The organism is Microbacterium terricola (assembly GCF_027943945.1).
In the GTDB taxonomy this organism is placed as follows: domain Bacteria; phylum Actinomycetota; class Actinomycetes; order Actinomycetales; family Microbacteriaceae; genus Microbacterium; species Microbacterium terricola.
The window spans coordinates 2368250-2395218 of record NZ_AP027141.1 but is presented as its reverse complement, the minus strand read 5'-3'; the positions used below and the strand labels follow the sequence as shown (position 1 = coordinate 2395218).

General features: G+C 67.3%; 30 protein-coding genes and 1 pseudogene. 19 read left to right on the top strand and 12 right to left on the bottom strand.

Translation table 11 applies throughout. The features are described from left to right. Positions 1–244: 244 nt before the first annotated feature. Together Microterr_RS11345 and Microterr_RS11340 are read left to right on the top strand one after the other, a co-directional pair. Positions 245–1057 carry a hypothetical protein gene (locus Microterr_RS11345; RefSeq protein WP_263797826.1) on the top strand — a complete coding sequence of 271 codons (813 nt, stop codon included), beginning with the start codon at positions 245–247 and terminating at the stop codon, positions 1055–1057. A gap of 177 nt (positions 1058–1234) precedes the next feature. Further along, positions 1235–2071: a M48 family metallopeptidase gene (locus Microterr_RS11340; protein ID WP_263797827.1), complete on the top strand. Its 837-nt coding sequence runs from the start codon at positions 1235–1237 to the stop codon at positions 2069–2071. Positions 2072–2277: 206 nt separating this feature from the next. On the opposite strand, the gene Microterr_RS11335 is transcribed toward Microterr_RS11340, so the two are convergent. Beyond that, positions 2278–3273, bottom strand: a complete 996-nt coding sequence (locus Microterr_RS11335; protein WP_263797828.1) for an NADP-dependent oxidoreductase — start codon at positions 3271–3273, stop codon at positions 2278–2280. 58 nt (positions 3274–3331) lie between these two features. After that, positions 3332–4045 (bottom strand): SDR family oxidoreductase, encoded by a 714-nt coding sequence (locus Microterr_RS11330; protein ID WP_263797829.1) that lies wholly within the window; start codon positions 4043–4045, stop codon positions 3332–3334. Positions 4046–4156: 111 nt separating this feature from the next. Between Microterr_RS11330 and Microterr_RS11325 the strand changes: the two genes are divergently transcribed. After that, a complete protein-coding gene (locus Microterr_RS11325; RefSeq protein WP_404810182.1) occupies positions 4157–4765 on the top strand; it encodes a TetR/AcrR family transcriptional regulator in 609 nt (202 codons plus the stop codon). Between the two features lie 246 nt (positions 4766–5011). On the opposite strand, the gene Microterr_RS11320 is transcribed toward Microterr_RS11325, so the two are convergent. Then, positions 5012–5317, bottom strand: a complete 306-nt coding sequence (locus Microterr_RS11320) for a MerR family transcriptional regulator (RefSeq protein WP_263797832.1) — start codon at positions 5315–5317, stop codon at positions 5012–5014. 123 nt (positions 5318–5440) lie between these two features. Here Microterr_RS11320 and Microterr_RS11315 point away from each other — a divergent pair, with 123 nt between their 5' ends. The 3 genes from Microterr_RS11315 to Microterr_RS11305 all read left to right on the top strand — a co-directional run bounded on the left by Microterr_RS11315 (position 5441) and on the right by Microterr_RS11305 (position 7253). Next, positions 5441–5878 carry an Hsp20/alpha crystallin family protein gene (locus Microterr_RS11315; RefSeq protein WP_263797833.1) on the top strand — a complete coding sequence of 146 codons (438 nt, stop codon included), beginning with the start codon at positions 5441–5443 and terminating at the stop codon, positions 5876–5878. 163 nt (positions 5879–6041) lie between these two features. Next, complete coding sequence (locus Microterr_RS11310) at positions 6042–6443, top strand: hypothetical protein (RefSeq protein ID WP_263797834.1); 402 nt, start codon at positions 6042–6044, stop codon at positions 6441–6443. A 180-nt stretch (positions 6444–6623) separates the two neighbouring features. Beyond that, positions 6624–7253, top strand: a complete 630-nt coding sequence (locus Microterr_RS11305; protein ID WP_263797835.1) for an ATP-binding protein — start codon at positions 6624–6626, stop codon at positions 7251–7253. Here Microterr_RS11305 and Microterr_RS11300 read toward each other — a convergent pair. Continuing rightward, complete coding sequence (locus Microterr_RS11300; protein WP_263797836.1) at positions 7222–7593, bottom strand: VOC family protein; 372 nt, start codon at positions 7591–7593, stop codon at positions 7222–7224. The two genes, Microterr_RS11305 and Microterr_RS11300, sit on opposite strands and share 32 nt — an antisense overlap. A gap of 53 nt (positions 7594–7646) precedes the next feature. On the opposite strand from Microterr_RS11300, the gene Microterr_RS11295 reads away from it, so the two are divergent. Continuing rightward, positions 7647–8072, top strand: coding sequence for a MarR family winged helix-turn-helix transcriptional regulator (locus Microterr_RS11295; protein WP_263797837.1), 426 nt, complete (start codon positions 7647–7649; stop codon positions 8070–8072). A gap of 275 nt (positions 8073–8347) precedes the next feature. Here the strand turns inward: Microterr_RS11295 and Microterr_RS11290 are convergent, their stop codons facing one another. Continuing rightward, complete coding sequence (locus Microterr_RS11290; RefSeq protein ID WP_263797838.1) at positions 8348–8701, bottom strand: DUF7882 family protein; 354 nt, start codon at positions 8699–8701, stop codon at positions 8348–8350. Positions 8702–8774: 73 nt separating this feature from the next. After that, positions 8775–9065: a GlsB/YeaQ/YmgE family stress response membrane protein gene (locus Microterr_RS11285; protein WP_263797839.1), complete on the bottom strand. Its 291-nt coding sequence runs from the start codon at positions 9063–9065 to the stop codon at positions 8775–8777. A 139-nt stretch (positions 9066–9204) separates the two neighbouring features. Between Microterr_RS11285 and Microterr_RS11280 the strand changes: the two genes are divergently transcribed. After that, positions 9205–9873 (top strand): response regulator transcription factor, encoded by a 669-nt coding sequence (locus tag Microterr_RS11280; RefSeq protein ID WP_263797840.1) that lies wholly within the window; start codon positions 9205–9207, stop codon positions 9871–9873. 248 nt (positions 9874–10121) lie between these two features. On the opposite strand, the gene Microterr_RS11275 is transcribed toward Microterr_RS11280, so the two are convergent. Together Microterr_RS11275 and Microterr_RS11270 are read right to left on the bottom strand one after the other, a co-directional pair. After that, positions 10122–11012, bottom strand: a complete 891-nt coding sequence (locus tag Microterr_RS11275; RefSeq protein ID WP_263797841.1) for an aldo/keto reductase — start codon at positions 11010–11012, stop codon at positions 10122–10124. Positions 11013–11375: 363 nt separating this feature from the next. Further along, a complete protein-coding gene (locus Microterr_RS11270; protein ID WP_263797842.1) occupies positions 11376–12011 on the bottom strand; it encodes a TetR/AcrR family transcriptional regulator in 636 nt (211 codons plus the stop codon). A gap of 119 nt (positions 12012–12130) precedes the next feature. Between Microterr_RS11270 and Microterr_RS11265 the strand changes: the two genes are divergently transcribed. From Microterr_RS11265 to Microterr_RS11245, 5 genes are all read left to right on the top strand, one after another. Continuing rightward, positions 12131–13078 carry an NADP-dependent oxidoreductase gene (locus tag Microterr_RS11265; protein ID WP_263797843.1) on the top strand — a complete coding sequence of 316 codons (948 nt, stop codon included), beginning with the start codon at positions 12131–12133 and terminating at the stop codon, positions 13076–13078. 58 nt (positions 13079–13136) lie between these two features. Further along, positions 13137–14060, top strand: a complete 924-nt coding sequence (locus tag Microterr_RS11260) for an NmrA/HSCARG family protein (RefSeq protein WP_263797844.1) — start codon at positions 13137–13139, stop codon at positions 14058–14060. Between the two features lie 283 nt (positions 14061–14343). Beyond that, a complete protein-coding gene (locus Microterr_RS11255; RefSeq protein WP_263797845.1) occupies positions 14344–14982 on the top strand; it encodes a DUF5343 domain-containing protein in 639 nt (212 codons plus the stop codon). Next, on the top strand, positions 14979–15557 hold the full coding sequence (locus Microterr_RS11250) for a Swt1 family HEPN domain-containing protein (RefSeq protein WP_263797846.1): 579 nt from the start codon (positions 14979–14981) through the stop codon (positions 15555–15557). The genes Microterr_RS11255 and Microterr_RS11250 overlap by 4 nt, the downstream gene beginning before the upstream one ends. Positions 15558–15917: 360 nt before the next feature. Further along, positions 15918–16895: a hypothetical protein gene (locus Microterr_RS11245; RefSeq protein WP_263797847.1), complete on the top strand. Its 978-nt coding sequence runs from the start codon at positions 15918–15920 to the stop codon at positions 16893–16895. A gap of 88 nt (positions 16896–16983) precedes the next feature. Here the strand turns inward: Microterr_RS11245 and Microterr_RS11240 are convergent, their stop codons facing one another. The 3 genes and pseudogenes from Microterr_RS11240 to Microterr_RS11230 form a co-directional block, all read right to left on the bottom strand. Beyond that, complete coding sequence (locus Microterr_RS11240) at positions 16984–17433, bottom strand: hypothetical protein (RefSeq protein ID WP_263797848.1); 450 nt, start codon at positions 17431–17433, stop codon at positions 16984–16986. Positions 17434–17690: 257 nt separating this feature from the next. Further along, positions 17691–18196 (bottom strand): annotated as a pseudogene (locus tag Microterr_RS11235) (recombinase family protein); the annotation flags it as partial. Positions 18197–18259: 63 nt separating this feature from the next. Continuing rightward, the gene (locus Microterr_RS11230; protein WP_263797849.1) at positions 18260–18577 is read right to left on the bottom strand and encodes a hypothetical protein; all 318 of its coding nucleotides are present in this window, start codon (positions 18575–18577) and stop codon (positions 18260–18262) included. A gap of 82 nt (positions 18578–18659) precedes the next feature. Between Microterr_RS11230 and Microterr_RS11225 the strand changes: the two genes are divergently transcribed. Next, positions 18660–19262 carry a VOC family protein gene (locus Microterr_RS11225; protein ID WP_263797850.1) on the top strand — a complete coding sequence of 201 codons (603 nt, stop codon included), beginning with the start codon at positions 18660–18662 and terminating at the stop codon, positions 19260–19262. Here the strand turns inward: Microterr_RS11225 and Microterr_RS11220 are convergent. Continuing rightward, a complete protein-coding gene (locus Microterr_RS11220; protein WP_263797851.1) occupies positions 19188–20117 on the bottom strand; it encodes a helix-turn-helix transcriptional regulator in 930 nt (309 codons plus the stop codon). The genes Microterr_RS11225 and Microterr_RS11220 overlap by 75 nt on opposite strands. Before the next feature lie 309 nt (positions 20118–20426). Here Microterr_RS11220 and Microterr_RS11215 point away from each other — a divergent pair, with 309 nt between their 5' ends. From Microterr_RS11215 to Microterr_RS11195, 5 genes are all read left to right on the top strand, one after another. After that, positions 20427–21023, top strand: coding sequence for a helix-turn-helix transcriptional regulator (locus Microterr_RS11215; protein WP_263797852.1), 597 nt, complete (start codon positions 20427–20429; stop codon positions 21021–21023). A gap of 158 nt (positions 21024–21181) precedes the next feature. Then, positions 21182–21511: a hypothetical protein gene (locus tag Microterr_RS11210; RefSeq protein WP_263797853.1), complete on the top strand. Its 330-nt coding sequence runs from the start codon at positions 21182–21184 to the stop codon at positions 21509–21511. Continuing rightward, complete coding sequence (locus Microterr_RS11205) at positions 21504–23429, top strand: ATP-binding protein (protein ID WP_263797854.1); 1926 nt, start codon at positions 21504–21506, stop codon at positions 23427–23429. Before Microterr_RS11210 ends, Microterr_RS11205 begins: the two co-directional genes overlap by 8 nt. Beyond that, positions 23426–26047, top strand: a complete 2622-nt coding sequence (locus tag Microterr_RS11200) for an eCIS core domain-containing protein (protein ID WP_263797855.1) — start codon at positions 23426–23428, stop codon at positions 26045–26047. The genes Microterr_RS11205 and Microterr_RS11200 overlap by 4 nt, the downstream gene beginning before the upstream one ends. Continuing rightward, entirely contained in the window at positions 26044–26964 is a 921-nt protein-coding gene (locus tag Microterr_RS11195; RefSeq protein WP_263797856.1) for a Pvc16 family protein, read from the top strand. The genes Microterr_RS11200 and Microterr_RS11195 overlap by 4 nt, the downstream gene beginning before the upstream one ends. Positions 26965–26969: the final 5 nt, after the last annotated feature.

The window sequence follows — 26969 nt, the reverse complement described above, 5'->3', positions numbered from 1 at the left end:
CTATCGCGCCAGCTCGTATCCGACCTTCTCAGCTGGAACGATACGTACGGCGAAGATGGCTCCCAATCGTTTTTCCAGAGGATGAAGGCCGAGCGGGACTTCCGACGCGAGGGACTGGCTCTGGTCGAGCGGGTTCAACACGAGCTCGGCCCAGACTTCGTCGTTGGTTACGGGCCTTAAAGAGCGAGGCCGTGAGCCGCGGGTTACGGTGGGTAGATCGGGTCAACGGAGTTCCCGGCAAGCCATGAAGGGCACGACGTTGAAAATATCTCGCATCCTGACCGTAGCCACCTGCGCCGCCCTGCTCGCTGTCGGCCTTCCCGCCGCCGCGAACGCCGCCACTTCTGTGCACGAAGGTGACTTCACCGTCCCGAAGGGCACGACGTACGTCGGTGACCTGAGGGTGCACGGCGACGTCGTCGTCGGCGCGGGCGCAAGAGTGTCCGGGAACCTGATCGTGACCGGTGACGTGACGCTGCGCGGTGGGTCGGTCGTCACCCAGTCCGTCCGCGTCACCGACGGCGCGATCAGCATCGTCCGCGCGACCGTCGTCGTAGATGTCCGCCAGACAGGCGCTGGAGGCGTCGCCATCTACGAGGGATCCGAGGTCCGCGGAGACGTTTCCGAGCAGGGCACTGGGAACCTGTCGGTCAACGGTCATGTCCGCGGCGCGATTGCCGAAGCCGACGCCGGCGCCCTCACCGTGCGTGGGACCGTCGACGGGAACGTGAAGGAGCAAGGTTCCGGCAACGTCCTGGTTCTCGGTACAGTCCGCGGCCGCGTGGCTGAGTATGACGGCGGGAATCTCTACGTCGACAAATACGTGAAGGGCAGGACCACCGACCCCACCGGCACCACCGGGGACGTCATCGAGCACGACCTCGGCGCACTCGTCGTGCACGGTCGTGTGAACGGAACGGCCCGAGAGCTGGGGGGCGGCAGCATCGGCGTCGGAAGGACCGCTGTCATCACCGGCAACGTCATCGAGTCGGAAGACGGTGATGTGGTCGTCTCGACCGGCGCGACGATCGGCGGCGAAATCCGCATGACGCCCTGAGGCGTCAAGAGTCGCGGCCCCAGACGCATCTCGGATGTTCAGTGGTCGTTGATCGAGGGGGTCCACAAGCGTCGGTGAACGAAAGCGACACCCCCGGCGGGCGATCTATGTCGCGAATACGCCACCGGGTCGCGATAGTGTGAGGCGTTTTATCCGCAGGGACGGGAGGAGCCCTCGATGTCGCCCCGTGCAGAGCAGCCACAACCGGCGCGGTCCCTCCGACACCCGGCAGAGGTTCCGTTCTTCGTCCTGATGGTCGTCTTGAACGTCTTGATTGTCGCGTTGATCGTCAACCTCGCCTGGTTCCTGCCGTTCTTGCCGGAGCGACTCAAAGACACCGGCTGGGCGCCAGCGATCCGCACGGCCTACATCGGCCTCCTGCTGTTCGTCCCCTTCCTGATCGCAATCAGAGAGATTCAACGCGCGTCCGTTCGGGGGACTGCCGTCGAGCTGTCACCCAGTCAGTTTCCAGAGCTCTTTCAGACCGCCGACGAATTCGCAACTGCCCTAGGTCTACCCCGCCGGCCGGACATTTATCTCACGAACGGCAACGGCGCCCTGAATGCGTTTGCGGCACAAGCGACCGGTCACGATTACGTGGTGTTGTCCAACGAGTTGTTCGTCAACCTCTACAACAACAACCGGGACGGTCTGCGGTTCATCCTCGGGCACGAATTGGGTCACATTCGCTTGCATCACGTGTCGCTCTGGTACCAGATTGCGATCGCCTATTCCGGAATCATCCCAGTGCTCGGACCGACCTTGTCACGGCTGCGCGAGTACTCCAGCGACCGGCACGGTGCCTATCTGTCGCCTAACGGTGAGACGGGACTGGTGCTCCTAGCGTCAGGACGCTACACCGAGAACGTCGTGGACATCGGCCAGCTGCTTCGGCAGGCCACGAAGCTGAGGGGTTTCTGGGTCGGACTGGCGCAACTGCAGAGGTCGCACCCCTTCACGGTGCGTCGGCTCGAGCGGCTCTACCAAGCGGGCTTCTTTCAGCGGTCAGTTTGAGCTGCCCGGGATTCTGAACGACCAGCACTCCTACGGAAACGGTCAAGACTCAACACAACGGATCGTCAGGCAGCGGCAGCAACCTGGCCTGAAGCGATCGGAGACTCCCCTGGTGGATCCTCTTGCGGGCACGCCCGAAGGTGGGGCGCGTCGCATTCGCCTTGCGGTCTGTTGGTCGGGGCTGAGCGCGGCGGTAGGTGGTGTGGCTAGTCGCGGTGGGTGACGATCTTGCCGGGGTGGCCTCCCGTGGTGAGTGCGGCGAGAGCCTCGGGGGTCTGCTCGAACGGGTAGGTCTGGGCGACGACCGGGCGGATGATGCCGGTGTCGACGAGGTCCGTGATCTTTGTAAGCTGTTCGCCGCTGGCGCGCATCCAGAGGAAGTCGTAGTCGACACCGAGGGTGCGGGCGTGCCTGCGGGTCATGGCGCTGAGCCGGGAGATCACCGCACGGACGATGAGGTTCGCGCCCATGCTGCGTGCGAAGGCTGGGGTGGGTGGGCCGGAGATGCCGATGGCGCGTCCGCCTGGGCGGAGGACGCGGAGTGACTTGTGCAGGTTCTCGCCGCCGAGGCTGTCGAGGACGAGGTCGAACCCGGTGAGTTCGTTCTCGAAGTCTTGGGTGCGGTAGTCGATCGTGATGTCGGCGCCGAGGCTGCGGGCAAGATCCGCGTTGGCGGCGCTGACGGTCGTCGCGACGATGGCTCCGAGGTGTTTGGCGATCTGGATGGCGATGGATCCGACGCCACCGGCGCCGGCGTGGATGAGGATCTTCTGCCGGGGTTGCACGTTGCCGAGTTCGACGAGCGCCTGCCAGGCGGTGAGCGCGACCAGCGGAAGGGATGCCGCTTCCTCGAGGCTGATCGAGGTGGGGGCGACGGCGAGGTCGTCTTCGGCGACCGCGATGCGTTCCGCGAAGGTGCCGATTCGTCCGTCTCGGACGCGCCCGTAGACGCGGTCACCGGTCGTGAACCGGGTCACGTTCGCGCCGGTCGCGGTCACGATCCCCGCAACGTCGTGCCCCAGTGTCAGGGGGAACGGGTGGGGGAGGAAGGCCTTGAATGCGCCTTCCGCGATCTTGATGTCGAGTTGATTGATGCTTGTTGCCCTCACGTCGACGAGCACGTCGTGCGCGCCCAGTGTCGGTTCGGGGAGGTCGGCCGCCAGCAGCGGCAGACCGTACCCGGCGATGGTGAATGCCTTCATGTTCAGTTCCTTCGGTTGTCGTGATGTCGTTGTCGGCCCAGTTGCGGGAGTGCCGCGGTCAGCGGGTCGCGGAGGCCAGCTGCGGGTAGAGCGCTTCGATCGGAGCCGAGAGCGCCCCCTTGACCTGTGTCGACACCTCATCCGCCAGCACCTCGAACTCGTCGGCCTCGACGGCGTCGAACACCTGACGCACAAGGTCCGCGGGGTCGAGTTTCGGCCCGGATGTGTGCGCGGCCATCGGGGTGTCCACCCACCCGGCGTGCACGCCGACGACGTGCACACCGCTGGGTGCGAGTTCAAGGCGGAGCGCGTTCGTCGCAGACCACAGCGCCGCCTTGGACACGCTGTACACCCCGGCCGTCGCAAACCAGCTCAGCACGGAGTGGATGTTGATCAGCGCTGCGCCGGGCGCGGCGGCCAGGACAGGTGTGAACGCGCGGGCAAGGCGCAGCGGACCGAAGAAGTTCGTCTCCATGCCCTCCCGCAGTTCATCCTCGGACAGGTTGAGAAGGCTCGCTGTCGACGGGGAGATACCCGCGTTGTTCACGAGTACTGTCACGTCCGGTGCCGCGGCGACCGCCGCAGCAATGGATTCCTGATCGGTGACATCCAATCGCAGCGAAACCACGCGAGGGTCGTCCCACTCGCGCGGGTTGCGGGCGGTCGCGTACACCTTGCTCGAGCCGCGCTCGAGCGCTTTGCGTACGAACTGGGTGCCGATGCCCCCGTTCGCGCCGGTGACGAGGACAACGGATGAGGTGAGATCAGGCACGGCGGTCCTCTTCGAGCAAGCAGTGAGCGGGTGGAAGGATGGGACTGATCGCGAACTCGCGACTAGACTCATAACTGAGCATAGTCAGTAATTATTTCGGAGGGCACGATGATGCCGGCGAGCGAGCCGCACATGGGCAGACGCGAACGCAACAAGCAGCAGAAGCTCGAGCGGATCATGGCCGCGGCTTCCAAGCTGTTCGCTGAGCGCGGGGTCGACGATGTCACGACCCAGCAGATCGCCGACGCCGCCGACATCGGCACCGGTACCCTGTTCCTCTACGCCAAGACCAAGGGCGAACTGCTCTTGCTCGTCCAGAACGCGAACTACGCCGCCGCGCTCGACCGAGGTCACGCCGCAGCGTCCGCCGCCCCGACGGCTGTCGACGCCGTCATGGCGTACCTGCGCCCGATCATCGAATGCAACCGCACCCAGGTGGAGAACGGCCGCACATACCTACGCGAAATGGTGTTCGGCGACCCCGCCGAGCCCCACCACGCCGCCGCGCTGGAGATCGTCGCGAGAACTGAGACCAGCATCGTCGACACCCTCACCACCCGGCACCGAATCGACCACGAGCGGGCGGCGACAATCGCCCGCATCAGCTCCGCAATCATGTACGTCACGCTAAGCGCGAGCACCAACATCGCTGCCGACACGGAGGTGCTCTTCGAGAACATCCGCCGACAAATCGCCACCGTGCTCACCGATGTTCATTGACCCACCTAGGCAACGACAGCGCAGTCGGATCCGTATACGGGCACTGCCCGCTGAGGGGACAGGGTCGCGCATCTGGGATGTCGACCGGCTGACGCGATCCTTACTGTGCCGGGCTGTCCTTCGCGCAGATCCACGCCCGCACGAGCTCCTCAAAGGCGTGGGTCTTGCTCCCAAGATCCGCGGCATCTGCGAACTTCGCCACGCCGGAAATTGGGCCCTCCCCGTCGGGGGATACCTTCTGTGCTGTCACTGGTGCTCGATGCCGCGGGTGAGTCGGAGGGTGGCGCGCAGGGCGTGGTTGTCGTCTTCGAGCTGAATGATCCGGCGTGCTCCGGCGAGGTTGACGCCTTCCGCGAGGAGGGCGACGACGCGCCGGAGCACGTCGATGTCGGCATCACTGTACCGGCGCGTCCCACCCGCGCTGCGGGCGGGGTCCAACAGTCCGCGGGATTCGTACAGCCGTAACGTCTGGATGCCGACGCCGACCAGCTCCGCGGCGATCGCGATGCTGTAAACCCCCCGCGTCCGGCCTGTCTCGAGACCTGACTCCATCACCACCTCCGAGATTTACGGGAAATGCTACTTGCATTGCTTTCCAAGTTGAGATACAAAATCTACTGCATTCGATATAGATAGCGGATGCATCCGATCGATGTGAACAGGAGGAGATCCGAAATGCTGCTGCAACACGACCCGTTCCGCGACCTCGACCGCCTCACACAGCAGGTGTTCGGAACCGTCAGCCGCCCGTCGAGCATGCCGCTGGATGCGTGGCGCGAGGGCGACCAGTTCGTCGTCGAACTCGATCTGCCCGGCATCGAGCCGGACAAGCTCGACATCGACGTGGAACGCAACGTCCTCACCATCCGAGCCGAACGACTGAGCCGGATGCCGGATGCTGCGAACTCCGTCGCTGCCGAACGCACCTGGGGTGTCTTCAGCCGACAGCTCGTGCTGGGCGACGCCCTCGACACCGAGCACGTCGACGCCGATTACACCGCCGGGGTGCTGCGCCTGCGCATCCCGATCGCCGAGCGCGCCAAGCCCCGCAAGATCGGCATCACCAGCGGTGACACTATCGTCCAGCAGGAGAACCGCAGCATCGACGCGTGACCGTGCCCGCGAGCGGCCTCACGCCGAGGAGCCGATCGCGCCAGCGCCGCGACGTCGGTACTCGCACGGATGAAGAGCGGAGCACCCGGGACGTATCGACGACTCGTGTGGATCGCAGGCGAACTCGCCGCGATCATGGCCGCCTCCGCAGCGAGGACCCCGCGTGAGGGGTCTCGTTCTCTCGACGGGAGAGACCCCTCACTGCGCGGCGCTCGACACCGGGGCCATCGCGCGGGCAACGGTCGTATTCAACCTTGATCGCTCATCGCATCTCACGGCGACCGACCTCAGAGTTACGGCAGGAGGATCTGACATGGCCGGACCGGAACGCCTCGCGGCACGACTCCTTCGCGCAATGGTCGCCGACGACGTAGACGCCGTCAGCGACCTCGTCGTCGAAATCGAGGACAGCGGCTACGCCGGCCTCGTCGCGACAGGTCTCGCGCAGTCCTATATCAGTGAGCTGCTCAAGACCACCCGACGAGAACCACTCCTGCGCGCGCTCGAAGCGCGAGTCCTCGAACTGACAGACATCGCCGAGCACACCGACAACAACCCCGACTAACCCCACCCGAGCGGCCCGTCCCATCGGAACGCACTACTCGAAGGTTGACGTCACAGTCCAAGGACAAGGTCGCGCGATCCGCATGCGGGCGGGCTCGGCAGAGGTCCCCGGGCGGGCATTGGGTCACCGCACGCAGCGCGCGTCCTCGGCTCAGACGTGTCCTCGGCTTAGAGTCGCGACATGCGGATCGTCGTTTCGGGGACACATGCGAGCGGGAAGAGCACGCTCGTCTCTGACTTCGCCGTTCGCCATCCGGAATTCGTCGTGCTCCCGGATCCGTTCGAACTGGTCGACGAATCCTGGGACAGCCCGAACGCGGCGTTGTTCGCCACTCAACTGCGTCTCGCGGCGGCCCGACTCCATCCGGACCAGACCGCGGGACACCTCGTCTCCGAACGGGGCCCGATCGACTTCCTCGCATACCTGCTGGCACTGGATGAACTCAACAGAGCAACCTCTTCGCGAGAGCTCATCGAACGATCGATCGAGATGAGCCGAGAAGCGATGCGATACGTTGACCTCCTCGTGGTCTTGCCCCTCGTCGAGGGCGCTGAGATCTTCGCTCCCGTCGACGAGGACCTTCCGCTGCGCGAAGTGATGAACGACGTGCTGCTGGATCTCGTCGCCGACGACGAGGTCGTCGGCGCCAAAGCGAACGTCGTCGAGATTGGCGGCGATCGGAACCAGAGGCTCGCAGTCCTCGAGACACTCACGATCCCTGCGCCCCCCACTCCTGAGGATCGGGATCCTCATCCGGGGACTCCCGAGGTCGGGGCTCTCAGGCGGGAGTGGTCCGGTCGTGCAGGGTGATGGCGTATCCGTCGAGGTCCTGGAACACGAAGGTCGTGCCGAACGGGCCGTCGAACGGCGCCTGGAGGATTTTCGCCCCCGCTGCTGCCAGCGCGTCGTGTCGGGTCGCGGACTCCGGGTCGTGCATCCAGAGCGCGACCCCCAGGCCCAGTGGACCGGCTTCGAGGTCGACGCCGGGCGCGGCCTCGCGGACGGCGAAGGCGGGCCGCGTATCGAAGACCACCGCGTGCGGGGGCGAGAACGGTGCACGCGACAAGCCGACGACATCCTCGTAGAAGGATGCTGCGCGCTCGAGGTTGCGCACCTGCAGGGCGATGAAGTCCGGTCCGGAAATGCTCATGATCTCTTCTCAATGTCAGGGTCCTGACATCTATTGTATGTAAGGATACTGACATGCAGGACGAGCTGCCCTCGATCGGATACGCACTCAAGCAGGCGCAGTCGCTCCTCCGTCTGCGCATGGAGGAGGCGCTCCGCCCCTACGGACTCACCGTCTCGCAGTACTCGTGCCTGTTCCGCCTCCGAAGCGAGCCCGGCATCTCGGCGGCGGGCCTCGCGCGCAGCACCTTCGTCACCCGGCAGTCGATGAATGCGATGCTCCAGCAGCTGTCCGAGCGTGATCTGGTCGCACGGCCCGAGCACCCCGACAGCGGACGCGCCCTGCCGACGGTGCTGACCGCCGCCGGCGACGATCTCCTCACCCACGTCCAGCAGACCGTGGACGACGTCGAGGAGCGCATGATCGCCGGACTGTCCGCGGCCGAGCGTGTCGCTCTGGGCCGAGCGCTGGCGGCGTGCGCGAGCGCGCTCGAGTCATGAGGCGTGCCGACGGGCAGCACACCCGCGACCAGGACGCGCTTCAGCGCGACCGTGCTGAAGAGGCGCTCCGCGACACAGCGCATCAGTGCTCCCCGGGCTTGGCTCGATCACTCCCATCGGATCCCCATGCGGGCGGCGAACGAGCGGCGGCTACTCCCGCCGATGCTCGGTCGGCCGGCTGAACGATGAGCCTTCAGTCTTCTTGAGGCTGGGGCCTCGCGCATGCGCGTCGACGGCCGCGCAGGTTGTGTTCGGCGGGGATCGCCGTCCCCCGATCAGCTGGCGACCTCGACCAACTGTGGTGCGCCGTCGGCGGACGAGGGTGGGGGGTCGATGTGCTCCGTGGTGAGCATGATCCCGCCGCTCGAGTGCGCCGAGTTGGCGAGGTCTTCGATCCATGCCCTGCTGATGGGTTCGGGCTCGGGGTCGTCGAAGACGAACCTGAGCGGGATGGACGGGTGCAGCCACACGGTGGTTCGGCCGCGGGGCGCGTCATCCGCGTGAATCCACGAGATGGTGAAGCTCTCGTTGCGTCGCAGCTTGGTGGCGATCACCACTTTGAGATGTGCGAGCGCCCGGTCCTCGATGTTGATCGGTGTCGCGGAACCGCCGTAGTAGATGGTTCCCATGCGCGTGCCCTTCGGTTCGTGAGCCCCGTACCCGTGGGTGAGGTATCCAGCCGCGCGGCCGGTGGGGATGTTGTCAGGAACGTCGACGAGTCGGGGTGCCGTTGCGACGCGCGATGAGGACGTAGATGCCCAGCACGATGATGGCCCCGAAGATTGAGCCGATGATTCCGGAGGCCTGGAAGAAGCCGCCGTTGGGGTCGCTTCCGAAGATCAGGAATCCGAGGAATCCTCCGACGAAGGATCCGACGAGTCCCAGAACAATCGTGAGCAGGATGCCCATGCTCTGCTTCCCGGGGATCACAGCCCGTGCGATCAGGCCAGCGATGAGGCCGATGATGATGAGGCCGAGGATGGTCCACAGCATGATTGCTTCCCTTCGTTCGTGAACGCCGGGCGGCATTCGAGCCGATGCCCGCGTGGTGCGGCGCGGGGAGCGGGCACTACGTCGACTGAACCACCCCTGCGGGTGTACTGGTACACCCCTGCGGGTGTAAAGCTGAGGAATGGCCTCCCCGCCCTGCCGACCCGTCACCGTGGCGCTGGTCGACGACTACGACGTCGTTCTCCGGGGTCTGGCGCACATGTTCGACGACTATCGCGACCGTGTCGTGGTCGCCGAGATCAACGCGAACACCGAGACGCATGACGCGGTCGACGTCGTCCTCTACGACTCCTTCGCGCAACCGGAATCCGATCACATCGAGATAGCCGCGCTCGTGAAGAACCCTCGAGCACGTCGCGTCGTCGTCTATACCTGGAATTTCCAGCCCGAGTTGATCGACGCGGCGCGCAGCCTCGGGGTCGACGGCTACCTGTCCAAGACATTGACCGCAGCTGAACTCGTCGCGGCGATCGAAGCGGTCCACGCAGGCGAGGTGGTCGTCAGCGATCACACTCCCCGCGTCGCGAGCGCGCCTGGGTCGGACTGGCCCGGCCGACTCGAAGGGATCACGGATCGTGAGTCCGAAATCCTTGCGCTAATCACTCAGGGGAAGAGCAACTCGGAAGTGGCACGGCTCACCTACCTCAGCCCCAACACGGTGAAGTCCTATATTCGGTCGGCGTATCGCAAGGTCGGTGTCTCGAGCCGCACTCAAGCCGTCATCTGGGGAATCGGTCACGGATTCGCACCCGACACGCACCGCATCGACCACTGGATGGGCGGACCCTGACCTGGACAGTCACCAGGCCACGCCGGGACGCGCACCGGGCGCCCACCATGGATGCGGCACCCGACGCAACCAGCAACGCGACCTCCAGGAACGCCCGTCACGCGCGAGCAGCATCCCTCAGCGGGCGATGGCGACGAGACAGGGGCTTCTGCGATCGTTGGTCGCCTGGAGTCGGTCGTGAGGCACGACTCCAAGCGGCCGGGACACGGCCATGACAGGACGCTTAGTTCGATGTCATCGGGATTGGCTCAGTCGGCGATGCCGACCGAGCGTGATAGGCGAGCGACTTCGTCGGCACTGAGCTCGAGGTCCGCAGCCTGAGCGGAGTCGGTGATCGACGTGGCGCGGCGCGCACCCGGAATCGGGATGACGTGGGGGTCAAGCGCCAGCTCCCAGGCGAGCACGACCTGCTGAGGGCTGACCCCGTGGTGCTCGCCGGCCTCGCGGAATGCCGAGAATCGGCTGCCGACTTCGCGGGCGCCGCCGCCAGTGCCGCCGAGCGGACTCCAGGGGAGGAACGCGATGGCGTGCTCCCCGCAGTACCGCAGTTCGTCGATGCTTCCGGGATGCTTGGGCGAGAACTCGTTCTGCACGCTCGCGAGGTTTCCGTCGCCGAGCACCTGCCGGGCGATGGCGATCTCTTCGACGCTCGCGTTGGAGATGCCGACGGCGCGGATGAGCCCCTCCTGCTGCAGACTCGCGAGCGTCGCCATCACGTCGCCGTAGACCAGCCACCGGTCGGGCCGGTGGTACTGGTACAGGTCGATCGTGTCCACCCCGAGGTTCTCCAGCGATCGCACTACCGCCTGGCGAAGGTACGTCGCGGAGCCGTCGCGGCCCCACACCTCTCCTTCGCTGCGCGTGATGCCACCTTTCGTCGCGACGAAGATGCTCGAACCGTCGCCGCTCCAGGTGCGGATCGCCTCGGCGACGATCCGTTCGTTCACGCCGGTCTCGTCCCATGCCGGCGCGTAGCAGTCCGCCGTGTCGATGAGAGTTACACCGGCATCGAGCGCGGCGTGCACCGTGGCAATGGCCTCCTCGTGCGAGGGGTACTGCTTGTCGTTGTTCATCGAGAGCGGCATGGCGCCCAGCCCGATCGCTGAAACTGGCCGACCGGCCAGAGTGCGCTGTTTCATCGTCGTCTCCCAAGTCTTCGCGTCCTCCCACCTTGCCAGGCCCACCCGATCTCCGAACGGGCTGTACATCCTGCCAAGCAACGCCTACGGTGACGAAGGTCCGCGGGACATGCCCATCGTGGCGCGGGTGACTTCGACCTCGAGGTGCTCGAGAGCCGGACGCTGGACGCCCAGACTCAGGAACTCGATTACCGCCCGAGACTCCATTGATGCCACCCACCACATCCGAATGGATCCGTAAACGGGCATCGCCCGTATCCGGGCATCGCGCGGTAGCGGCACCCCGCCGTGCAGGTGGATCCCTGTACGGGCCTCCCTGACTGGCTGATCAGCGGGCGCGGACGCTGGACCGATTGAGGTCGGTCACGAGAGCAGGGGTATCAGGACGCTGTTGACGATCTGGGCAACGTCGTCGCGGTTGACCGGTTGGTCGTGAACGATTCCCCAGTGGACGAGAAGGGCGATGGCGGCGGAGACTGCGATCTGGTGGCTGTTTTCGCTGCTGCGCGGTCGCAGGTCGCCGCGTTGTAGTGCGTGCTCGAGCACACCGGCGACGGCGCGGTGCAGGGAGTCGACGTACCGCTTGCGGATCAGGCTGCAAAGCTCCGGCTCTTGGCGAGCGGTGTCGAGCAGGGCCGAGACGAGATCGACCCGGGAAGCGTCCTCGTCGCCAAGAGCGCTGACAAGAGTGGCGGTGAGTTCTTCGCGGACCCGCTCGATTCCACTGCCGCTCCCATCGGTGACGGGGATGACGTCGTCGGTGAGTCCGGCGTGATCGAGGGCCTCGGCGGCGAGTTCCGCGCGGGAGGGCCAGCGTCGATAGACGGTCGCCTTGCCCACCCCCGCTCGTGCGGCCGCCTTGTCCATCGTGAGGGCCGTATAGCCGCCCTCGGCGAGTAGCTCCGTCGCTGCGCGCAGGATCAGGGCGTCTCGAGCGGGGTCGCGAGGTGGCCCGGAGACACCCGCGGGGCGGCGTAGCTGTGCACTGGACTGGGGCATGGCTCTCCTCGTGAACTAGGACCGTCTTGTCTTGAGTGTACCGATAGTGCTACCGTGGCCCAAGACCCAAGACAAACGTGTATCGGGTTCGTGGGAAGCGAGTGCGGAAGAGGTAGGTAATGAGGGCGGTAGGTTTCACCGAGTTCGGCGGCCGTGAGGTCATGCGGGTGTTGGAGCTGCCCGAACCCCACGTGGGCCCCGGGCAGGTGCGGGTCAAGGTAGCCGCGGCGCCCGTGCACCCTGCGGACGTCAACATCCGCTCGGGGATCTCCGCGAAGTTCAGCCCGGAGACGAACCCGCCGTCCGACGTGTACGTGGTCGGGTGGGAGATCGGCGGCACCATCGACGAGGTCGGTGACGGAGTGCGCGCGGAGCTGACCCTCGGCGCCGAGGTGATCGCAGTGACGGAGCCGAAGCTGGACCAGGGTGGGCAGGCACAGTACGTCCTCGTCCCGGCCGAATCGGTGGTCCTCGCCCCAAAGGGAGTCGACCTGACCGCGGCGTCGACCCTGCTGATGGCCGCTCTGACGGCCATGATGGCCGTGGACGCACTGTCTCTGCCGGCGGGCGCGACGGTGGCGGTGACGGGCGCGGCCGGCGGAATCGGCGGCTACGCCATCCAGCTCGCCAAGACCACCGGCATGACGGTCATCGCGGACACGGCGGACAAGGACCGCGACCTCGTCGCAAGCCTCGGCGCCGATCACGTCCTCGCTCGCGGAGACACGTTTCCTGCGGCCGTCCGCGAGCTGCGACCCGACGGTGTCGACGGTGTCATCGACGCAGGATCGGTCGGCGAGGCGATCGCAGCCGCGGTGCGCGACGACGGCGCCATCGCGACCGTGAAGGGATTCACCGGCAACCCCGACCGAGGCGTGCGCTGGTTCCCCGTCTTCATCTACGACCGCATGAGAGACACCGCCGCTCTGACCCAGCTCCGCGACCTGGCCCAGGCCGGCGCCCTCACGCTCCGCGTCGCCGGGACCTACCCGCTCGAGCAGGTCACCGAAGCGCATCGCGTCATCGAACAGGGCGGAGTGCGGGGACGCCCCGTGCTCGTCTTCTAAACACCGCACCAGGGGTACCCGAGTTGTCTATCAAGATCGACCGAGAGAAGAGACCGTAGTGACCGAGACGAACACAAAGAGGGCCCTGGTCACCGGGGCGACCGGAATGCAGGGCGGCGCTGTCGTCCAAGCGCTCCTGCACGGAGGTCACGAAGTGACCGCCTTCGTGCGCAACCCCGAGTCGGCGCCGGCGCGCGCTCTCGCCGAGCGGGGCGTCGCCCTCGCGACGGGTGACTTGGAGAACGTTGCCTCTTTGGAAGCGGCCAGCGCGGGACATGACGTCGTGTTCTCCGTGCAATTGTTCGCCTCCGACCCGGCCGACCTCGACTCCGAGCAGCGACAGGCACGGAACATCGCCACGGCAGCAAAGCGAGCTGACGTCGCGCAGCTCATTCACACATCCGTATCAGGCACCGGATGGCGCAGCCGCTACCCGGGCTACGACCAGAGCGCGCTGTTCCGAACGTACTGGGACAACAAAGAGGCGGCCGAAGACGCGGTCCGCCAGTCGGGCATCGACCGCTGGACCATCATCAAGCCCGCCTGGTACATGGACAACCTGCTCCCCGGCAAACGCCTCGACATGTTCCCCGAGCTGCCCGAGGGGAGGCTGGTGACGACGACAGGGCCCAAGACCGCGATGGCTCTGATCAACGCGGAAGACCTCGGAGCAGCCGTCGCCGCATTCGTCGCCGACCCCGACACATTCCACGAAGCCGAGATCGAGTTCGCGGGGGACTTGCTCACCTTCCCCGAGATCGCCGACACGATCTCTGCAGTCGCGAACCGACAGATCACTCCCGTTTTCAATGCTCCAGAGGAGTGGGAACAGATCACCGGGGCCCCCAACGCCCCCGGCAGGAACTGGGATGACCTCGTCGGCTACCCCGCTCGACCCAACCACGCGGCCCGATACGGACTGACCACCACGACTTTCAAGCAGTGGGCCGTGAGGCAGGACTGGCGCACACCGAACGCCTAACCGTCAACCGGCGACCCACCCCATCGGATGGTCATTCACCGCATCAACCGATCTGGGGTGGATCCCTGAGCGTGCATGCGCTCGGTTTGGGCACGCACATTGCGCATCGCCCGCGCAGACCACGGGCGGCTGCCTGTCTATCGACAGTCCGAAATGACCCTTGCGCCGTCGCTTCACGACCGAGCTGGTCAACCCGAGCCCAGGACGGCTCGGTCGGTCAAGATATCGCGCATTTCCCTGCCAGGATGTGCACAACTCGTATCGCATCTCTCAAAGGAGACAAATGGCCGCTGAGATCCCGTACATGCCTTCTGTCGTCAACGTCGCAGCGATTTTGGACAAGATTCGGTCTGCGGGCACGCCTCCCAAGTTCACCCATGATTTTCTCAAATCGACACTCGGGTTTGGCTCGTCCAACGACCGAGCAATGGTCAAGGTCCTGCGGTCTTTGGGATTCATCAGCGCGGACGGTACGCCTACCCAGCGGTACAACGAGTTCAAAGGCGACCCTGGCAAAGCTCTTGCGACCGGTCTCCGTGAAGGCTGGCCCGACCTATTCATGGCTGATCAGAAGGTTTACGAGAAGTCGGTTTCTCAGGTTCAGGGCATCGTGAAGACGGTGACGGGCGCGGGCGATGCGGTCGCACAGAAGACTGCCTCGACGTTTAAGGCACTGAGCGATAAGGCCGACTGGTCCGCCGGTGCAGCCGATAAGAAGACACAGGTCGACGACCAGCCCACGGAGGTGAACTCTCCAGACGAGACACGCAATGCGGAGGGAGGCAGCGGGGGCACGGGCAGTAGCGGCGTTGGCAGCGGGCTATTCCAATTGCATCACGACATTCATATCCACCTTCCGCCGACAACCGAGGTCAGCGTCTATAGGGCGATCTTCCAGGCGATCAAAGCGGAGCTAATGTGACTGACTCGTCGCTCCGTGAGTGGCTCTTCGCTGGTCTGACTGTTGAAGATGCGCTCAATGACCTGGAGGCAGAGGGTATCGCTGTGAGAGCCCCAACCGACCCGCAAGCACTGCAGCGGGTCATGCCCCTAGAAGATTTTTCTGCGGACCTACGAGCGTCTGCGATGAAAGCGCTCCCGGCCTACCTCGCGTTCTTCGTGTTCGAGAACTCAGTACGCGACGTCGTAAGCGAGCGTTTGGCCGAACGACTCGGTGCCGAGTGGTGGGACACCGCAGCTACCGCGCCGGTCAGGCGGAAGGTGGAGGGTCGCCAGAAAAGCGAGGGCAAGGACCGCTGGCATATGCGACGCGGCGCCACCGAGATCTACTACACCGACTTCGGCGACCTCGCCTCCCTCATCCAGAACAACTGGGAGCAGTTCGAGGATCTGTTTCCCGACGTCAACTGGGTGGTGAGTCGCTTCGATGAGCTTGAGAAGAGCCGCAACATCGTCGCACACAACAACCTCTTAGAGCCGCATGAGGTCGGACGGATCACTCTCTATCTAAGGGACTGGATTCGCCAGGTCGGATAAGGGTTTCCGGGGTGGCTTCCTCTGTCTGGACTGCGGCCCTTCTACGAGAGGTGCGACATTGAGACGGTTGCCTCGGGTCTTCTCGGTGATGTCCGCTGCGGAGTGGCCTCCGCGAAGCAGCCCCTGCGAGCCTAGAGTCCACCCGGACTCGGCGTGCCCACCATCGGCGTCCACCGGATCCGCGCCGCGTCGACGTCGCTGCCGTCGATGGCCCAGTCGCCGCTTCCAATAGGTGACGAACCACTGCTGCCGCTTGAGCGGTGCCTTGGCGCGCGATGCGTGCTGGATGGGCGTCGCCGTGTCGGCCCGATCGCGAGTTTGTAATCGGACGAGATGAGATCGCTCACTAGGATGAGCGAAATGCATGAACCTGAGCGATTGCGGCGCCGCGATGAGGACCGCTCGCTGCTGCTTGGGATCATCGTCCTCTTAGGACTTCTTGTCGGCGGACTCGTTCTCGTCGTCGTCTCGGTGTTGCTCACCACGACCTCGTCCGGAGACCTCTTCGTCCCTGCCGACTCCGGCAGGTGGGGTTGGATGCCGCCAATTGTTGTCGTCGTGGCCGGCAGCGCCCTCGGGCTACTCGTCATCGCGATTACGGCCTCTGCCCTATGTGGTATTGGTGCTCGCCTTGCTCGAGGGACGATTACTCGGCCTCGCCTTCGTGAGGTCTGGCCGATGGAGAACCAGGGCGAGTTGAATTCGAAGATCCCGGTCAGGGGGCAGGACTGGTTACGCTTCTTCGCTAGAGACCCTCTCACGGTGGCCGCGTTGGCATCGATCGTGATCGAGATTGTCGGACTCTGGATGCTCATCTCGTGGGACGTCGAGGGGGCAGAGGACGAGGTCGGAGACGTTCCTCTGGAGCTGTGGGGCGCTGTCCTCGCCATTCCGTTCTCGGTGTTCTGCATCTGGGTGGTCCGATTGACGTGGATACGCAGCCACGTGGCGGCCGCTGCGATAGCGCGCGCAAGGGGCGGGAACGCTTGGGCAGTCCAGTGGGCCGAAACCACCCTCCGTCGGCTGCGTTGGTTGGGAGCGCCGGCATCGAAGTACGGCTGCCTGGTGATGGGAGAACATGAGATCTCTGTGTGGAGGGCGCGCTTCGGCTCGGCCGAGCAACTTCTCAGCATCCCGAGGAGCCAACTCCTGACGGTCGAGAAGGCTGACAGCCCGTTCGATACCGGGCGCGGCCATGAACCCCTCCCCGGCGTTGCACTGACCCTAGAGGGAGACCCGCAGCGCCTGCACTTCATCGGGGCCGTAATGCTGCCAATGGGCCAGACCGCTTTCCAGGCGCAGTTCATCGATGCTGAAGCGACCATTCGCCACCCTTAGTCGGGCGTTGCGAGGTCTGACCACAACCCGGTCCCTCATTGCCACGCCGAACGGGCTGCTTATCGACTGGAGCACCGACCCACCGCAGTCACATACACATACACGAGCCGTCGGCCGCGAACTCCGTGAAGCAACTGCCGCAGGTGCGCGCTTCCTGTTCCTCGCGCCGGCGCTCTGCAGAGAGCGCCGCGGGGATCTCGCCCGCCACGAGGCGTTCGTGTGAGAGGCGGCACCGCTCAGCGACTTCAACTGGAACGCGCTGATAGTCAGCGAGCAGCTTCACCTCCGTCGCGTTGAGGCCGAGCGGGTTCTCGTTCGCCGTGCGGAAATCGTCCAAGTTCGAGGCCATGGCGTCGATCTTCCAGTCCACGCCGTTCAGCGTGCGGCCGAGCGCTTCGGCGAGAGCTCCCTGCATCTCTGGATCGCGGCGCTTCCCGACGAGCAGAATATGGAGCGCAGCTTCCTCGGCCTCCTGCGTCCAGTCCTCGCCGAAGTTGCTGGCTCCAGTCTGGAACTTCATCTCGTCGTCTGTGGGCACGTTGCCTATTCTGCCGACTCCAGCCGAGTATCCGGTCGGCGCTGCCCGACTTCGCCGTCCGCGACGGCCCGAAACCCGGTCGGCCAGCGTGCAGATGCGGGCCACCGAGCGTTGACGCCCGACAGCGCGATCCAGCGGGCACCGCGCGAGCCGGTCGAGTGTCAGATACCCCGCCCGAGGGGCACTCTCGATGAGCGCCCCGTTTGAGGGCGGCGTTCGGATGAGCGATGGGTCTCTCCGCGTCCGCGGTGATCAGATCAGTAGATGTGCGCCTCGCAGACGGCGAGGAACGCCCTCCGGCGGCGCTGAAGCTCCCGGTAGATCGTTGCTCGCGAGACGCTGAGCAGCCCGGCGGTTTCCGTCTGGGTGTACTCGCCACGGTCGTGGAGTTCGAACAGCAGGGCACGTTGTGCCTTCGACAGCTTCGGCTGCTTGCCCTTGAGCCGGCCCTTGGCGCGGGCGACCGCCATCCCTTCCCGTGTGCGCATGCTGATCAGGTCGCGCTCGAACTCCGCCACCATCCCGAGAACGTTGAACAGCAGTCGTCCGACCGGATCGGTCGGGTCGTAGCGACTCCCGCCGAGACTGAGCGCCACCCCTTCGCGGTGAGCTCATCTGCGATGTCGCGGGCGTCTCGCAGCGATCTGGCGAGTCTGTCCAACTTGGTGACGACGAGAGTATCGCCGCGTCTCACGGCGGCGAGAGCCTCCCGCAGTCCGGGTCGAGCACGATTCGCACCCGTCATCCCGTGGTCGACGTAAAGGAGGGGGCCGCGGTCCCTCTACCTCGACAGCTCCGAGGCGCGACATGTGGCCCTCTGACGGACCTACCCCCGCTGCTCGTAGTGGCGCACGCGCTCATCCCGCTCGACGAGGTACCGGTCGTCCTCGGGGTAGAACACGGCGCGCTCGATGTCGTCGCCCGCGAAGCCCTTGATGGAGTCCAGCGACTCCCAGCGCGACACCGTGGTGATCTCGGTCGTGCCGTCCCCGCGGTCGCGTGTCAGCATCCAGGCGTCGAGGTTGCCCGGCGTGCTCCGGTACTCGGCCATGCCGGTGCGTTCGATGTAGTCGACGTAGACGTCGCGGTCCGCCGTGCGGACCGCCCCGGTCCACATGCGCACCACCGCTCGTTGTTCGCTCATCACCCCAGGATCCCCCCACCCGGGCATCGATGTCTCGGGGGTGCTTGACACCGAACACCCCGGCGGATCTAGCATCGGCACCGTGGCTTCCATCCAGCGCATCGTCCTCGAGGCCTCCGCGCCCACCGCGTCCGCCGACTTCTACACCGGGGCGCTCGGCCTCGACTCCCGCGTCTCCGTGCAGCCCTCCGACGAGCCCACGACCGGGTTCCGGGGCTTCGTCCTCGGGCTGGTCGTCGCCCAGCCGGCGACGGTCGACGCCCTGGTGAGCCGCGCGTCGCAGGCGGGCGCCACCGTGCTGAAGCCGGCGAAGAAGTCGCTGTGGGGCTACGGGGGAGCGGTGCAGGCGCCGGACGGCACCGTGGTGACGATCGCGTCGTCGTCCAAGAAGAACACCGTCCCGGCGTCGTCCACCATCGATGAGATCGTGCTCCAGCTCGGTGTCGCGGATGTCGTGGCCAGCCGCGACTTCTACGCCGACCGCGGATTCACCGTGGCGAAGAGCTACGGCCGCAAGTACGTCGAGTTCGACACCGGCCCCGTGGGGCTCACCCTCAACGGCCGCAGCTCGCTGGCGAAGGTCGCGGGCGTCTCGCCGGAGGGAACGGCCTCACACGGGCTGGTCATCGCCGGTGACGCCGGCAGCTTCACCGACCCGGACGGCTTCGTGTGGGGAGCCGCCTGAGCGGTCGAGCTCCTGCGTGGCCGCCCACGACGCGAGCATGCGCAGCCCGTCGGCAGACGCCGTGTTCGCCGGCGCGGTGTACACGTTGAGCACGAGCCCGGGCTCGCTGGGCAGCTCCATCGACTCGTAGTTCAGGTCGAGGTCGCCGACCACGGGGTGGTGCAGGCGCTTCACCCCGCTGCGGTGGAAGACCACATCGCGCGACGCCCAGTGCCGGCGGAACAGTTCGCTCTGCGTCGACAGCTCGCCGACCAGGCGGATGAGGTCGGGATCGTGCGGGTTGCGGCCGGCTTCCAGGCGCAGCATGGCGGCAGCATCCTTCGCGACCCGGTCGTAGTCGCGCCAGAACGTGCGCGCCGCCGGGTCGAGGTAGATCGACCGCGTCGTGTTCACCGGCCGGTGCGGCCCGTCGTAGAGGGGCGAGTAGAGCGCGCGGGCGAGGCGGTTCTCGGCGAGGATGTCATGGCGCCCGTTGCGCACCCACGCGGGCCCGTCGGTGATCGCGTCGAGCACCTGGCGCACCGCGGGACGCACGCCACCCGCCGCCTTCGGTGCGCGCCGCCGGGTTCCGCCGGCGGTCTTCGCGAGGTCGAACAAGTACTCCCGCTCGGCGTCGTCGAGCTGCAGGGTACGGGCCACCGCATCCAGCACACTCTCCGACGCCCCCGCGAGGTTGCCCCGTTCGAGGCGCACGTAGTAGTCGACCGAGACGCCCGCGAGCATCGCGACCTCTTCGCGGCGCAGTCCAGGCACCCGGCGATTGCCGCCATAGGCGGGCAGACCGGCCAGCTCGGGCGTCACCCGCGCGCGCCGTGAGCTCAGGAACTCCCGGATCTCCCCACGCACGTCACCCATGCCTCCACCGTAGGCGTGTGGCACCCGACGCGGGAGGCACTGCCGTTGCCCCCATGCGTCCCGCGTGCTGCTCGAACGAGCCCGCGCATGCCCTTTCGTCGTCGGCGACCCTGCGCAATACTGAGCACCTGGCGCGCGGTTCGGCTTCCTCAGCGAGACCACCCTTCGTGCTGTGTGGTGTGGGGGATTGCGCCTGGCAAGTTCTGGTGTCGGGGTGAGAGCACTGTGGTGCGCGCACGTCGGGGGTACCCCATGAGCCAATTCGGAGAGCGCGTCAGCGTGGACCCATCTCATTCGGATGGGCCGCCGATGCGCGCCCTGGTCGTGAGCGACGTGCGGTTCTACCGCGAGTCCGTCGCCCGCGCGCTCGCCGATGACGGGATCGCGGCCGCGGCCGTCGAGTCGACGGCCGCCAGCCTCCCCGCGGCGGCCGCTCAGGCCTCTGTCGCGCTCGTCGACATCGATGCCGGCGGGCTCGCCCGCACGATGGCGGGCATCGGCGGCGCCTGCCCTGTCGTGGGGCTGGCGATGACGCCCCGCCCGCCGATCGCGGCGGCGGCGGCGCTGGGCATCCGCGCCTTCGTCGGCTGCGACGAGAGCCTGGCGGTCCTCGTGCGGACGGTGCGCCTGGCCGTCGAGGGTGAGGCGGTGTGCCCGAGCTCGATCGCCGCGCTGCTGTTCGCGAGCTTGGGCCGTGAGACGACACCCGCCCCGCCCCCGGTGACGGCGCTGACGCGACGCGAGCTCGAGATCGGGCGCCTCATCACGCGGGGTCTGTCGAACAGCGAGATCGCCTCCGAGCTGTTCATCCAGACGACGACCGTGAAGAACCACGTGCACCAGATCCTCCGCAAGCTCGACCTCCAGCGCCGCGGGCAGCTGGCCTCCTCCCTGCGCGACGCCTAGATCCTCCGATCCCCTCCTGGGCACCCTCCGATCCACATCGGGGGATCCGTTTCCTGAGGACGGAATGGGTCCGGCGGGATCATGCGGCCCGCGCGGGGGAGGAGTGGCATGGAGGCGTGCCGCGATCCCAGGTTCTGTTGGCCGAGATGCCGACGTTGATGGACGAGCTCCTCAGGCAGTGCCTCGAGGGCGTCGACGTCGAGGTGCTGCCCCGCGGCGCGGCCGTCGCCGACCTGCGCGACGTCGATGAGGCCGATCCGCCGCCGATCGTCATCCTGGCCAGCGAGAGCCCCACCGCCCGCCGGTTCGAGCGCGACCTGCTCGCCCCGCATCCGCAGGCCGTGATTCTGCGCGTCGAGGAGAACGGGCACGTGCTGGCCACCCGCTCTGTGGAGGTCCATCGCCGGGTGCACTCCGCGGAGATGAACCCGCAGACCATCGCCGACGCCATCCGCAGCGCTCCCACGTGGAGGGCGCGCTTTGACTGAACGGCTCCTGCCTCCGTCGATCGACCCGCGTGTGGTCGGTCTGCGCGAACGCGCCCGGGCAGTTCTCGGGGTGGCGGTCATGGGTGCGGGCGACGGCAGCCTCTTCGTCGACGGGGCCCGGTCGCTGCTCGCGGCGGATGCCGGTGCGCGCGACGACCTGGGCGGGCTGTTCGGACTGAGCGCGGATGCTGCGGCCGTCCTGACCCTGGCGCTGGCGCCCGATCTGGATGCCGAGCTCGGCGTCGTGTTCGGCGCGCTCGCCGGCGACCCGACCGTGCAGCGGCCGTCGCTCGCGCTGGCCCTGCGGCTGCTCTTCGAGCACCCGTCACCCGACGCGCGGATCATCGACGAGCTGCGCCGGCACGGTCTCGCGGTCGCCGCGCCGCGCGACTTCGAACCGCTGATCGCCGCGCCGCTCGTGCCGTCTCCCGGCCTGGTGGCGCACCTGATCGGGACCCCGTCGCTGCCATCGTGGTGCGCGACGGCCGACGGCGCCGGGCTCGCCGCCGACGCCGAGGCGCTCGAACTGTCGGTGCCGACGGCTGCTCGGCTCAATGCCGAGGACGCCGTGCGGACCGCCGACCTGGACGTGCTGCAGCTGTGGGGCCCGGATCGTCGGTCACTCCGCGAGGCCGCCGCGCTCGCGGCCCGTTCGCTCGGCAAGGACGTGATCTTCACGACCCGCGCGGATCAGGAAGCTGTCGCCGAGCTGCGCCGGGAAGCCGTGCTCCGCGCGGCGCTCATCGTCATCGACGGGGACGGTGGCGAGCCCACGCGACTCTCGGGCCGCGCGATCACCCTCCTGCGGCCCCTGATCCAGCTCTCGGACGCCCGCGAGACGGGTGCGGTGCCGCCCGGCGCCGTGGTGCGCGCCGTGGAGGTCGGCGAGCTGGGCGTGACGGAGCGCGAAACGGTGTGGCGCGCGGCGCTGCCGACCGGCGCCTCGCTCCACGCCCCACGGCTCGCGCGGCGCTTCCGGCTCGCGGGCTGGCAGATCCGCTCCGCCATCGAGGCGCTCGCCGCGACCCCCGGGGCGCCCTCGGGCGATCGCCTGCGCATCGAGACAGTGGAGGCGGCGGCGCGGGCGCAGACCGGACGCGAACTCGAGCGTCTCGCCCCGCACGTCGACGCGCTCGCCCGCTGGCGTGAGCTGGTGCTCCCTCCCGACGCGCTCGAGCAGCTGGACGAGGTGGTCAGCCGCGTCGACGCGAAGGCGACAGTCGTCGAGACGTGGGGCTTCGGCGAACGGCGGCGGACGCATCCGATCGCCGCCCTGTTCCTCGGACCGAGCGGCACGGGCAAGACGATGGCCGCCGAGGCGATCGCCGCCCGGCTCGGACTGTCGCTGCACGTCATCGACCTGTCGCGCGTCGTCTCGAAGTACATCGGCGAGACCGAGCAGCAGCTCGACGCGATCTTCGAGGCGGCGAGCCGCACCAACGCGGTGCTGTTCTTCGACGAGGCCGACGCGCTGTTCGGCAAGCGCAGCGAAGTCAGAGACGCGCACGACCGCTACGCGAACATCGAGGTCTCGTACCTGCTGCAGCGGATGGAGAGCTACGACGGCGTCACGCTGCTGGCGACCAACCTCGCGTCGAACATCGACGAGGCCTTCACCCGGCGCCTCGACTTCACCGTCCACTTCCCGTTCCCGGGTCCGCCCGCGCGCCGGATCCTGTGGGCGCAGGCCTGGCCGGCGAGCACCCCCCTCGAGGTCGACGGCGCGACGCTCGACGACCTCGCCGAGTCGTACGAGCTCGCGGGCGGCAGCATCCGCAACGTCGCGGTCGCCGCCGCCTTCCTCGCCGCGCGCGACGGCACCGCCGTCACCGATGCGCACGTCGATCACGCCCTCCGCCGCGAGCTGCGCAAGCTCGGCGCAGGCACCCACGATCGCGACCGGCTGGTGATCGCGTGAGTGCCGTCACGACCACCCTGCAGCATCGCCCCGACGCCCTCGCGGCGATGATGGCCGAAGTCCGTCGGACGCCGGGCATGCCGCTGAGCACGGCCGTGCGACGCCCCGCCGAGTCGCAGGCAGGGGTCGACCTCTCGGGTGTGCGAGTGCATATGACCAGCGAGGCGGCGGCCTACGCGCAGCTGCTCGGCGCGGCCGGGTTCACGTTCGGCGACGACATCGTGATCGGGCCGTCGGCCGACGCGAGCACCCTTTCCCACGAGGCGATGCACGCTGCACAGTTCCGTACGCACGGGACACCCGCGATGCCGAGCGGTCTGGCTGAGGCCGGTGCGCCCGCCGACCTGCAGGCGGCGCAGCACGCACGCGGCGGCGACTTTGCGGCGCCCGGAATCGGAGCACCGGTCTCGCCCGGGGGCATGGTCCAGATGCAGGAACTCGAGAAGAAGGGGTCGGTCGGGGCGACGGGCCAGTTCCTCGAGGGGATGCTGGACAGCAAGGAGGGGTCGGCGCTCTACGGCATGCTGCCGCCGTCGTTCAAGGCGGGCGTGCAGGTGTACGGCGCGATGGGCGCCTTCCTGGACGCCTTCATCACGACGGCCGCGGGGAAGGTCACCGACGCCGACGTGGTCGCGCTGAAGACCGAGTTCGGGGGGATCGCAGCCAGGGCCAAGTTCACGGCCGGGCTGATCGGGGGGATCCCCTACGGCGCCGCCGAGGATGTCGCGTCGAACCTCATCGGGCTCGCCGAGCTCGTCAAGGGCATCGTCGAGTTCTTGCTGAAGCCGGTGTTCGACACCGCGCTCGCGATCTACGACTACAACCTCTACAAGATGTACAAGCAGCAGGAGGCTGAGTACGCGAAGCAGGTCATCGAGGCGATCATCGCGTTCGGCGCGAAGGTGGCGTCCGACCCGAAGTTCCTGATCGGCAGCGGCGACGCTCTCGGCGGGGCATGCGGCGAACTCGTGTCGCAGTGGTTCCACGGCGACTTCATGACGAAGTCGGCGGTCGAGAAGGGCTTCGCCGTCGGCCGCGGGATCGGGATGGCGGCCGCCGAGGTCGCGATGCTCTTCCTGGGCCCGGAGGAGTGGGTGCTGCGCGGCGCAGTGGCGGTCGGCAGAGTCGCGAAGGGCAGTCGCCTCTTCCGCGTCCTCGCCGAGATCGTCGAGAAGATGCCCGAGGTCGCCCGCCTGCTGAAGGTGAAGCACGAGCTCGACGAGGCGAAGAAGGCGCTCAACGCGACGAAGAAGGCCGAGACCATCGCGACCGCGGCCGAGGACGCCGCCAAGGGCAAGAAGATCGCCGCGGCGGCCGGCGACGTGCCGAAGGGTCCGCCCGCGCCGAAGGTGCCGGAGGTGAAGGCACCGCCCAAAGCGCCGGAGGTGAAGGCTCCGGCGAAGGCGCCGGAGCCGAAGCCCGCGCCGAAGGTGGAGCCGAAGCCGGTGGAGCCGAAGCCGGTGGAGCCGAAGCCGGTGGAGCCGAAGCCGGTGGAGCCCAAGGCAGAGCCGAAGCCGGTGGAGCCCAAGGCAGAGCCGAAGCCTGTGGAACCGAAGGCGGAGCCCGCGCCCGTCGAACCGAAGGCGGAGCCCGCGCCCGTCGAACCGAAGGCGGAGCCCGCGCCCGTCGAGCCCAAGGCGGAGCCCAAGCCTGCGGAACCCAAGCCTGCGGAACCCAAGCCTGCGGAACCCAAGCCCGCTGAGCCGAAGGCGGAGCCCGCGCCGGTCGAACCCAAGGCGGAACCGAAGCCGGCCGAGGGTCCTGTCTCTACGACCCCAGAAGCCAAGCCGGCGACCGGCCCCGCTCCGGAACCGGCGACGCCCGGTCCCGCGCCAAAGCGCAAGGCGATCAAGGACATGACCAAGGAGGAACGCGCCGCGCTCAAGACACGGCGCGCAGCCGCGCGGGCCGAAGCCGATGCGATCAACAAAGGCGGAGCGCGGACCCTCGAGGGCCTCCCACCCGGGTGGGACTACGCAAAGCACCCGCACGGCCCAAATCGCAGATGGAAGCCGGGCGATCCCGTCGACATGCCGGACGGGCCAGGGAACTATCCGGACTGGGCGACGATTCGCAAGCGGGCGTGGATGACTAAGGCGAGCGATGAACTCGCTGCGCGCGCCGGAGGACAAAACCTCAAGGGTCCGAACCTGCTCGACCCGGTGGGTGAACTCACAGAAGCCGAACTGAAGATCACCGCGAAGACCGGTGTCATGCCAGAACGTGTCGGCGCTGAGATCGAACACTCGCGGATCCCGCAGCGGGTCGGCAAGCTGCTCGAGGATGTCGGGCTCGAGGCGACCGAAGCCAGAGAACTCTCCAAACTCGGCCACTCATCGAACCTCGACCCGACGTTCCGCGAGACGCACGCCGCGTGGGATGCCGAGGCTCTGAAGGCAGAGGGCGGCGCCCGCAATCCGAGCCTCAAGGCGGCCCTCGACGACCGGAGCGAGTTTCCCCTCACGTCCGCAACAAACGAGGAGATCGGCGCGATCGTCGACCGAATCCGAGCTCGAGGCATTGATCTCGGTGCGACCGAGCGGGGTCGTGAGCTACGCGAGATCCTCCGCATCCAGAAGCTGCGGGCGGGGCACTCGGCTACGTGGGTGGTGCCATGATCCCCGCCGTCGACTCCATGCTGCGGACCGTCCTCGAGCGGGCCGCGGGCACTCCGCCCACGCTCATCGGGTTCCAGCCACCCGACGGCAGCTGGGCGCAGCGGGTCAAGAACTTTCGGGTGAACGGCGACCCCATCACGTGCCTGAACGCCTACCTCACCGACATCCGCGAGAACCGGCGGCTGCGCACGAACGCCGTCGCCCACGAGCGCGCGCTGGGCGTCACGACGGAGATCCACGCGCCGCTCCGGGTCGACCTGCACTACTTGATCTCGGCCTGGTACCCGAGCCCTGACTCGGACTCCGTTCCCGCGACCCCGCTCGAGCACGAACTGCTGTCACGCGTGATCGCACGAATCGCGCAGACCCGCTTCAACTCCGACGAGCTGCTCACCGCGGCGCAGGCGGCCGTCATCCCCGACGCCATGCGCTCGGTCGACCTGCCGCTGACCCTGCTCCCCGTCGAGGGCTTCCCTCATCTGGGCGAGTTCTGGTCTGCGATGGGCGGGCAGACGCCGTCGTGGCGGCCGAGCTGCTATGTGATCGTCACCATGCCGGTCGCCCCGGAGCCGACCGTCGTCACCGGCATCGTCGAGACCGTCTTCGCCGACCTCCTCCTCGGCGTCGGAGCGGATGCTGTCGCCCTCCCCAGTGAGCGCATCCACGCGTTCGGCGGCACGGTGTCGTCCGGCACTGCTGCCGTCCCGGGCGCCACGGTGCGCGTGATCGGCGCCGTCGGCACGGCGACCGACGGACTCGACGTCGAGCTGACCGCCGACGCCGCCGGCCGGTTCGCCGTGTCCGGCCTCCCCGCGGGCGAGTACACGCTGCGCGTCGCCCACCCCTCACATCCCACCCCACCACCGGTCGCTGTGGTCCTGCCCCTCGCGGGCGGTCACATCGATCTCGACCTTTAGGAGCC

What these genes read in the sequence shown, in the direction of transcription:
- Microterr_RS11345 (WP_263797826.1), top strand. Translation starts at nt 245, where the DNA reads ATGAAGGGCACGACGTTGAAAATATCTCGCATCCTGACCGTAGCCACC.
- Microterr_RS11340 (WP_263797827.1), top strand. Translation starts at nt 1,235, where the DNA reads ATGTCGCCCCGTGCAGAGCAGCCACAACCGGCGCGGTCCCTCCGACAC.
- Microterr_RS11335 (WP_263797828.1), bottom strand. Translation starts at nt 3,273, where the DNA reads ATGAAGGCATTCACCATCGCCGGGTACGGTCTGCCGCTGCTGGCGGCC.
- Microterr_RS11325 (WP_404810182.1), top strand. Translation starts at nt 4,157, where the DNA reads ATGCCGGCGAGCGAGCCGCACATGGGCAGACGCGAACGCAACAAGCAG.
- Microterr_RS11320 (WP_263797832.1), bottom strand. Translation starts at nt 5,317, where the DNA reads ATGGAGTCAGGTCTCGAGACAGGCCGGACGCGGGGGGTTTACAGCATC.
- Microterr_RS11315 (WP_263797833.1), top strand. Translation starts at nt 5,441, where the DNA reads ATGCTGCTGCAACACGACCCGTTCCGCGACCTCGACCGCCTCACACAG.
- Microterr_RS11305 (WP_263797835.1), top strand. Translation starts at nt 6,624, where the DNA reads ATGCGGATCGTCGTTTCGGGGACACATGCGAGCGGGAAGAGCACGCTC.
- Microterr_RS11300 (WP_263797836.1), bottom strand. Translation starts at nt 7,593, where the DNA reads ATGAGCATTTCCGGACCGGACTTCATCGCCCTGCAGGTGCGCAACCTC.
- Microterr_RS11295 (WP_263797837.1), top strand. Translation starts at nt 7,647, where the DNA reads ATGCAGGACGAGCTGCCCTCGATCGGATACGCACTCAAGCAGGCGCAG.
- Microterr_RS11290 (WP_263797838.1), bottom strand. Translation starts at nt 8,701, where the DNA reads ATGGGAACCATCTACTACGGCGGTTCCGCGACACCGATCAACATCGAG.
- Microterr_RS11285 (WP_263797839.1), bottom strand. Translation starts at nt 9,065, where the DNA reads ATGCTGTGGACCATCCTCGGCCTCATCATCATCGGCCTCATCGCTGGC.
- Microterr_RS11280 (WP_263797840.1), top strand. Translation starts at nt 9,205, where the DNA reads ATGGCCTCCCCGCCCTGCCGACCCGTCACCGTGGCGCTGGTCGACGAC.
- Microterr_RS11275 (WP_263797841.1), bottom strand. Translation starts at nt 11,012, where the DNA reads ATGAAACAGCGCACTCTGGCCGGTCGGCCAGTTTCAGCGATCGGGCTG.
- Microterr_RS11270 (WP_263797842.1), bottom strand. Translation starts at nt 12,011, where the DNA reads ATGCCCCAGTCCAGTGCACAGCTACGCCGCCCCGCGGGTGTCTCCGGG.
- Microterr_RS11265 (WP_263797843.1), top strand. Translation starts at nt 12,131, where the DNA reads ATGAGGGCGGTAGGTTTCACCGAGTTCGGCGGCCGTGAGGTCATGCGG.
- Microterr_RS11255 (WP_263797845.1), top strand. Translation starts at nt 14,344, where the DNA reads ATGGCCGCTGAGATCCCGTACATGCCTTCTGTCGTCAACGTCGCAGCG.
- Microterr_RS11245 (WP_263797847.1), top strand. Translation starts at nt 15,918, where the DNA reads ATGCATGAACCTGAGCGATTGCGGCGCCGCGATGAGGACCGCTCGCTG.
- Microterr_RS11230 (WP_263797849.1), bottom strand. Translation starts at nt 18,577, where the DNA reads ATGAGCGAACAACGAGCGGTGGTGCGCATGTGGACCGGGGCGGTCCGC.
- Microterr_RS11220 (WP_263797851.1), bottom strand. Translation starts at nt 20,117, where the DNA reads ATGGGTGACGTGCGTGGGGAGATCCGGGAGTTCCTGAGCTCACGGCGC.
- Microterr_RS11215 (WP_263797852.1), top strand. Translation starts at nt 20,427, where the DNA reads ATGCGCGCCCTGGTCGTGAGCGACGTGCGGTTCTACCGCGAGTCCGTC.
- Microterr_RS11210 (WP_263797853.1), top strand. Translation starts at nt 21,182, where the DNA reads ATGGACGAGCTCCTCAGGCAGTGCCTCGAGGGCGTCGACGTCGAGGTG.
- Microterr_RS11195 (WP_263797856.1), top strand. Translation starts at nt 26,044, where the DNA reads ATGATCCCCGCCGTCGACTCCATGCTGCGGACCGTCCTCGAGCGGGCC.